The sequence below is a fragment of the Collinsella sp. AM12-1 genome (genome assembly GCF_003472325.1).
Taxonomy (GTDB): domain Bacteria; phylum Actinomycetota; class Coriobacteriia; order Coriobacteriales; family Coriobacteriaceae; genus Collinsella.
In genome coordinates this window covers 1-7,646 of sequence record NZ_QRLS01000033.1, presented here as the reverse complement: position 1 = coordinate 7,646, position 7,646 = coordinate 1, and the positions used below count along the sequence as shown (strand labels likewise).

Annotated in this window: 5 protein-coding genes and 1 tRNA gene; 3 read left to right on the top strand and 3 right to left on the bottom strand. The window is 56.7% G+C overall.

Annotated features, from left to right (window positions below):
- Window positions 1–283 (top strand): hypothetical protein (locus tag DW136_RS10195; protein ID WP_233546564.1); only part of this gene is annotated, 283 nt, incomplete at its 5' end.
- Window positions 284–1,246: 963 nt separating this feature from the next.
- On the opposite strand, the gene DW136_RS09620 is transcribed toward DW136_RS10195, so the two are convergent.
- Window positions 1,247–1,771, bottom strand: a complete 525-nt coding sequence (locus DW136_RS09620) for a hypothetical protein (RefSeq protein ID WP_118289500.1) — start codon at window positions 1,769–1,771, stop codon at window positions 1,247–1,249.
- 484 nt (window positions 1,772–2,255) lie between these two features.
- Here DW136_RS09620 and DW136_RS09615 point away from each other — a divergent pair, with 484 nt between their 5' ends.
- Entirely contained in the window at window positions 2,256–2,606 is a 351-nt protein-coding gene (locus DW136_RS09615; RefSeq protein ID WP_255413368.1) for a helix-turn-helix transcriptional regulator, read from the top strand.
- Window positions 2,607–5,340: 2,734 nt separating this feature from the next.
- Here the strand turns inward: DW136_RS09615 and DW136_RS09605 are convergent.
- Window positions 5,341–5,416 (bottom strand) — tRNA-Thr (locus tag DW136_RS09605).
- Between the two features lie 207 nt (window positions 5,417–5,623).
- On the opposite strand from DW136_RS09605, the gene DW136_RS09600 reads away from it, so the two are divergent.
- A complete protein-coding gene (locus DW136_RS09600) occupies window positions 5,624–6,106 on the top strand; it encodes a PTS sugar transporter subunit IIB (protein WP_118227293.1) in 483 nt (160 codons plus the stop codon).
- Window positions 6,107–6,432: 326 nt separating this feature from the next.
- Here the strand turns inward: DW136_RS09600 and DW136_RS09595 are convergent, their stop codons facing one another.
- Window positions 6,433–7,485 (bottom strand): aldose epimerase family protein, encoded by a 1,053-nt coding sequence (locus DW136_RS09595; RefSeq protein WP_118227294.1) that lies wholly within the window; start codon window positions 7,483–7,485, stop codon window positions 6,433–6,435.
- Between the last annotated feature and the right edge of the window lie 161 nt (window positions 7,486–7,646).

Genomic DNA, 7,646 nt, shown 5'->3' with positions numbered 1-7,646 from the left:
GGCATGCCCCGCCTCTTACACCACATCTCTGTGCGCTACCGAGGGCGTCGAAATTGCAATGATACTCGCGGCGAATCGAGAGACTCTGAACCTGATTACTCCGAATGACGCCGCCGCCCTTGTATCGTTCGAAAAGCTGGGGCGTGAAGTAGTCGGCCTCGACGCCGTGATCGACATCCCCCTGGTTATCGTTGAGCTCACGCCGAAGACCAATACCTCACAGATGCTTGACCAAGAGCTTCAAAAGGCCCGCCCACGAGACAAAACGGTTCCAACGCGGTGACATGATGGTTTTGCCCAAGACCACAGTCTCGTCTACGGCTTCCGAACCCATTGGGTCACCAAGGTATAGGCCCGTGAGGTTCATATGCCATACCACGGTACCCGCTGTTCAACTGATGGCCAGACTTGGAAGCCCATATGAGGATGGCTCACCTGTCAGCATTATAGGTAGCTGGAATCGTCTAGGTCGTATGATGGAACACCGCATCGACATTACAAGAACGGCGAAACATATCGCCAAGTAATCGTTGCTGGAAATTGCATTAATTTTGCGCCCGACCACGTAGATAAGGGTCGTACTCGTCATCGAGGTTGCAGACGCAGCAGCACTCCCGCCCGGCTTCGAGGTCATCCCGGTCGAGCCCCCATTCCTCCTCACCTGAGAGACGCAGAAGAGCGTTAGCGACCGCTCGATGTCGGTTCGCTCGAGGGCCACATGGTAGGCGAGCGCCCCGCTCGCGCTCCATCGATTCCGTGGCTACGGCGAGGGTGTCGTAAATCGGGCTCATATGTATCCCTCGGGTTTATCGGTGCGGGCGTGCTTAAATTTGTTAAAATTCCTATGCGTCGAAAGACGCAAAGGAATTTGAGGTTCGTAAGAACCTCAATACTTCCTGTCTAGCGCACCCATGAACTGTTTGGGGCCCGCAAGGGAATGCAGGTAGGTCGTTCGCGGCCGGGGTGCGCACCGCATGTTAAGGCGTCGGGCAATCGCGGGTCCGACGCTTTTTTCAGGTGCATCGGCAGACATACGATCCTCCGTACCGAGTGCGGGCTGGCGACGCGCCGGCCCAATGGACGTCACGAAGTTACGCGGCGCGACCAAAAGGCTCGCGCGTCTTGCCGCAGCGGTAACATCGAAGCATTTGCACAGCTAGCAAATTCGAGCAGTTGCATGAGCTGTGGGCTGTCTTGCAGGGGGGGCGTCTGCAGGCAATTGTCCCATTGCTTCTCCAATCGGGTCTTAGTCTTCCGGCAACTCGTCGATATCCTCCGGCACCTCGATGCCCTTGACCGGGCACATGCAGCGAAGGGCCTCGCGGCGGTTCTTCGCTCGGGGGGCGAGCTGCGCCGAATGGTAATCGCCCGTGAACGTCCAGATGATGCCCGAGGTCGTCTTGTTGGCGGTGAGGCGGTACTTCCTCGCGAGCCTTTCGGCTTCACTCGTGCATTCCGAATCGCCCTCGTGCGCGTCGTCGTGGCTGCCTTCGGTGGTGTCTCCGCTGGCCGTTCGGATCTTCTTCAGGTAGAACCTGAAGCCGTTCGCGCGGCGGAACCAGTTGAGCGGGAACATCGCGTAGCGCTTGAAGGCATCGGAGTCGCCATCGGAGTTCTTCGTCATGAGCTCATCGAGGTAGAGGTCCCACGCGTCGTATATCTCATCGGCCTTGGCGCCCGCTTTCATCGCATCGCTGATCTCAGCCATGGTCTTCTCGAGAAAGATGCAGTTGCAGTGCTTGGTAGGTGAGTCGGCGATGAAGCGTGCCACATGGCGGACCTCGGCGCTCCAGCCGTCTTCGCTCCCTCCACAAGGTTCGTCTCCCTCGTTGGAGTTATCAGAAGAATAATAAGAATAATAAAAATTACTATTTATATATACATCCGTTCCCGATGAAGCCATATTGTCATCCTGCGGTTTTGCTGCGTTTCCGCAGTTAGATTGCGGTTCTGCAATTTCCTCCGACTCGACGTTTGCGCAGGCCGCTTAGATGCGACAATTTGGCGTATCGTTGTGACAAAATGACGCATCTGCGCGACCTGCGTGTTGTTGAAAACTAGAGTTTTCAACAGCTGAGATGTGACAAGTTGTCGCATCTGCCTGACCTGCGGGCTGCTGGAGATCGAAATCGAGGTTTTGTCCTCAGCGAGATGCTGAGACGGCATTCGACGGGAGTTAGATACTATGGCCGAGAAGAAGCAGGCCGGCACCCCGAAAAAAGCGGATAGCGGGCAAGGACCGCCCCTATTCGAAATTGGAATCGATTATCAGGGGTGCCGGCTACACGAACACCCAGGTGGCCCATCTCGCCGGCATTCCGATCAGCACATTGCAGACGATCATTCGCCTCGAAGCCGATCTGGGAACCGTGCGCGTCTCGAATCTGCTTTCACTTTGCCGGGTGCTGAATACAACCATAGAGTGGCTCTTCGATGCCGATATGCCGGTTGGCGATGACACCGATGCCCCAGTTGGGCAGAGGCTGGAGCTGATCACGCTGTTCAACTGCCTGAACACCGAGACTCACGGCGACTTGGTTGGCATGATGAAAAGCCTGGCGAAAGAGCCGAGCCGCCTGGTGGTCTGGCCGCGCAAGCGCGACTGATCGGATTTGCGGGCAGCCGTGTAGTTGGGTAGGGGGCTACATGGCTACACGGCTATACGGCTACATAGCTACAGAGCTATGCTGCTACAGAGCTACACTTCTACACGCATAGCCACCTACTCTTCCTGACGGTAGGGGAGGACGGCACGGCATTGAATTGCCCACGCTGCCGATTGAGCTCGTTGAGTTCTTTTGCAAGTGCCGTCTTGTCTTCGGCGAGCGCGTCGATGCCCGCGTCCACGTTCGGTTGCCGCCCCTATTCGAAATTGATTGACCGAAAAACTGGACTTCCTCTTCATATGCCGCCGTGGCTTCCAGCACATTTCCGCAATCTCGGAAACATCAAGTCCGCGGCGGAACATATAAGACCGATTGATGTGGCAAAAAAGAAGGAGGGGCATTACGCCCCTCCTTCTGGACAGCCTGTATCCCGGTTCCCTGCCTGCCAGTTCGCCCTCCCCGAAACCCTCGGGGCGCTGTGGGGTCAAACCCCTCCGCATGGAAAATTCTATCGCGGCCATGCCCGCCATGCGTGTCACGCACACCACGCCAAACGTCAGGTTTACCAGCCGGGGCTGAGCCCTCTTTCGAGAGCAAACGTATTTTAGCATCTACAAACTCGAAATACCCTGCCGCATTTGAGGACTACCAGGAAACGGTCTACATTGCCACGAACCTATCGAACTATGCGCGTGCACGGCTATCGAGCTACACGCCTACACGCATAGCCACCTACTCTTCTTGACGGTAGGGGAGATTTCATCTACGGCGGCTCACCTGCCCCTGCGCTATAATAGAACATGCGTTCGTTAGCCATTCGGAAGGAGTGTCGTCGTGGGGGAGTGCGAGAAATCGATCCGCTTGGTGACCGCCCTCGTGGAGTGCCGTCCAGATGGCGAATACGTCCCCTGGGGGATTAAATGGTATGACGGCACGATATACCCATTCGCCCGCATCGAGTGGTACAGCCCTCGCTCATGGGCTCTCGGTCCAAAACGCCAGTCAGAATCATGGCGCGTGGTTCTAGAGAACGGTACCTGCCGGGACGTCTGCCATTACGGGAACAGCTGGTATGTCGTCCATGACCCGGACAATGACACTCCCGCAGCAAGCGCCCCGCAGGGACCGTGCAAGTAGCGATACTGCCGACTCGCATGTTTACCGAGGTGCACGCCTACAGAGCTACACACCTACACCCGAAACTTCCCGCCAAGCTCCCCGCAGGACAAAAGGGGTGCCTTTAATGGCACCCCGCAGTAAAGCAGCTCGTTATTATTCTTATTCTTATTCTTCTTTTTATCCCTACACCGCTACCGCGCTACACGCCTACCGAGCTTCTAGCCTACACGCCCAGTAAACCAGCAGGGAGCCCATGAAAGGCTCCCTGCCGAGCCAAGCGTCTTGTTATTATTCAAGATTGCTTTTGCAACGGCGCCGAAATAGCTTCAACCATCTCATCGCGGCGACTTCTCTCACGCCATCGGCCGAATCGTTTCCCGCGATTCCTTCCATAGACCGACAGGATAGCTATCCTTGATCCCAGGGAGACACTTCCGAGGAAGAGGTTAAGTCAAATGGACCCGAACGAGAAGACCGACCAGTCCGCAATTGTCATCTGAGTTACCGCCTGCCAGGGCGCGTCCTTCGAGACCTACCGCGCCGACCCGGACGCGGGTGCCGAAATCCGCCTGCCGCTGACACCAGCCGAACTCGAAGACAAGCTCGCACGCGAAGCCGCCCGCGAAGGGGTTAAACCGAAGTTCCTGCGCCTCTGTGCATGGAAATACCTCGGCCGCTTCGCGCCCCTCGAGTGCCTCCCCCTCGATGAGTTCGGCACCGCTGGGGACGCGAACCTGCTCGCCGCGGCGGTCACGTGTGACCCAGACATCGATTGCAGCGTCCTCTTCCAGTACTGCGACCTCCGCGAGATCTACGGTCCGCTCGAATACCTCAACGTCGCTCTCCAGTACGATGATCTACCGTATCGCAAGTGGTCGTCCCCGCTCGACTTCAACGAGATCGGCATTGACGGCCTGACCCCGCATGAGGCGTGTGCCCTCCAGCTCGGCTGGGAACTGGCGGGCGGGAACACCACACGCGACCGCGACGATATGTCCGTCGAGGAACTCATAGAGCTTGGCGAGAGCGAGACGGAAGATCGGGAATTGGTTGTCTGGCGATGGGGCTTCATGGCCCCCTACGAGGGCGAAATAGACACCGCAAAGTATTCCAAAGACCAAATCCTCACGATATTGTTCCCATAACATCTAGATTGCCAGCCAATTAAGGCCGGCACCGCGAAGGCCGCGCGCCTGAAGACGAACGCTGACCTGATGGCTTCGCTCTTTAAGCACTGAAAAAAAGCACGGTCATCAATATACAAGGGCCATGTACCGTTGATGGTAATAATCAGTGGTACATGGCCCTAATTGCCGTTTACGGACAATAGAAGCAATGCTGTCTGACTCGATTTGAATGATGCTGGGGTCATCTTCATTCATCGATGAGGTTCCGTCCGCGTATTCCTCGGCAGAAAGTGGGCTGGAGCGCGTTGCGTGGTGCCTGGTGCCTAGATGCCATGGAATGGGGTATGTAGGCGTTGTGTAGGCAAAACTAAGCGTGAAATTGATTAAAAAAAGATTTCACCTCTTTTTCACTCCTCAGGGAATGAGAAAAAGGACGAATCAAAGAAAAAGCTCAGAAGCAATTATGCTTCTGAGCTGCACAAATGCAATGGAGCCAGCGACCGGGCTCGAACCGGTGACCCCCGCTTTACGAGAGCGGTGCTCTACCAACTGAGCTACGCTGGCGGCCATGTGATGACGCAACTGAGGCGTCAACGGCTGTTTATGATACGGGACATCGCACATCCGCGCAAGTGTTCTGACGGCTTTTCTCACTTTAAATGCACTAATATTAGAGGCGTGATGTCTGCAGTGCTCATTTGGTACTTGACCTGCTGTTGAGTTGGTGGCCGACGTCCCGCTCGTATGGGTCTCAAACAGAATGGGGCAGCCATGGCTCAACCCAAGATCCTTCTCACGCGTATCGATGACCGTTTCATTTACGGGCAAGACGTTGAGCTGTGGAACGAAGCCGTGGGTTCCAATCTTGTCTTAATCGTCAACGATGAGATCGCGGCGGATTCGCGCCAATGGGCACCCATGAGGGTGGCGGCGCCAGAAGGCGTTTGGACGCGGTTTTTCTCGGTGCAAAGGACCATCGACATCATTTATACCGCAACGCCGCGCCAATGGATTCTCATCATGGTGGCGTCGCCCACGGATGCACTCGCGCTGGTTAAGGGCGGTGTGCCAATAACCAAGATCAGCATCGGCCATATGCGGGCGAGGGAGGGCAAGCGCTCTGCAACGCCTGCCATTGCCGTAGACGATACGGACATTGCCGCCTTCAAAGAGTTGCAAAAGCTCGGCATAGAGCTAGAAATCCGTTATCTCCCCAGTTCCGCCCCCGACCCCATTGGCAATCTGTTCAACTGATCCCTTGGGGACGGAGGAAAACGGATCATTTTGCCCTTGCGAGGGATGCGCGCGATGCCGCCTGTCAAAAACTATGCCCATTTACTACGTTTGATTGGCTATCGTCGAGCATGTTGAATTTGAGATAAACAAAACCGCAGGTATACTGCTCACAAATGTAACAAAAACCGGTGCATGGTCGAGCATCCCGGGCTAAACGTAGTAAATGGGCATAGTTTTGATATGTCACTCATACAGTCACAGAAAAAACGAGCCTAAAAGATGAAAAAGCGCCCGCTGGCGGTGGTGCCGGCGGGCGCTGCTGTGCGATATGTCGCGTTGCGGGCTTAGTGCCTCATAAAGTGGTATTCGATCACATTGCTGTAGGGATGGCCCGGGCCTACAATGCCCTGCGGGAACAGAGGCTGGTGCGGCGTGTCGGGGTACATCTCGGCCTCGAGGGCAAAGCCGGCGCCCCAACCATAGTTGGCGTCGTCCTTGGCGTGCTCGTCGCCCAGCCAGTTGCCGGTGTAGAGCTGCACGCCCGGGGCAGTGGTGTAGTAGTCCATCTCACGACCGGTCCACATCTCCTCGACGTGCATCGCGCGGCGCAGGTTGCGGCCGTACTGATAGCCATCGATGCACAGGCAGTGATCGTAGCCACGGGCCTGCTTGATCTGCGGGTCGTCGGCCTCCATGCCGGGTGCGACGGGGCGAAGCTCGCGAAAGTCAAACGGTGTTCCCTCGACCGGAGCAATCTCGCCGGTGGGGATGTTCTGCTCGTTAATGGGCAGGTAGTGGGCGGCGTTGGCGACAAAGAAATGTTCGCAGTCCATGCCGGCGTTATGGCCTGCAAGGTTAAAGTACGTGTGGTTGGTCATGGACACGTAGGTGGCGCGGTCGCTCTCGCAGCCATAATCGATGCGGAAGACGCCGGTGCGCGTAACGGTAAACACGGCCGTAAAGGTTCGGTTGCCGGGCAGGCCCAGCTCGCCATCCTTAAGCGAGGTGGTCATGCGCACGGCGTTATGGACCTCGTCGAGCTCAACATCCCACACACGTTTGTGCAGGCCGTGCTCAAGGTCGCTGTGCAGGTTGTTGGCGCCCTCGTTGGCGGGCATATGCCAGTCCGCGCCGTCGATGGCGATCGTGGCGCCAGCGGTGCGGTTTGCCACAGGGCCGATGGTCGCGCCAAAGCAGGCGGGGTTGTCAAAGTAATCCTCGAGCTTATCGAAGCCCAGCACCACATCGCGCACGTTGCCGGGAATGTCGGGCACATCGATACCAAGCACCGTGGCGCCATAGTCCATAATGCGAACGCAGATCTCGGGCCCGTCGAGGGTGTAACGATGAACGGGGGTACCGCACGGCGCGGTGCCGAAAAGCTCGGAAGTGATCATTTGGTTCCTAACATCGAGGTATTTCCGACAAACTGTAGCGCGAACAGGCGAGATTATCACTACACCCCACTAAAGCTGGGGGTATTTTTCTCAAAAAAGTGATGATTGGAGCTGTGCGGGGGTAGCGCACAGAGATGTGGTGTAAGAGGCGGGGCATGCCC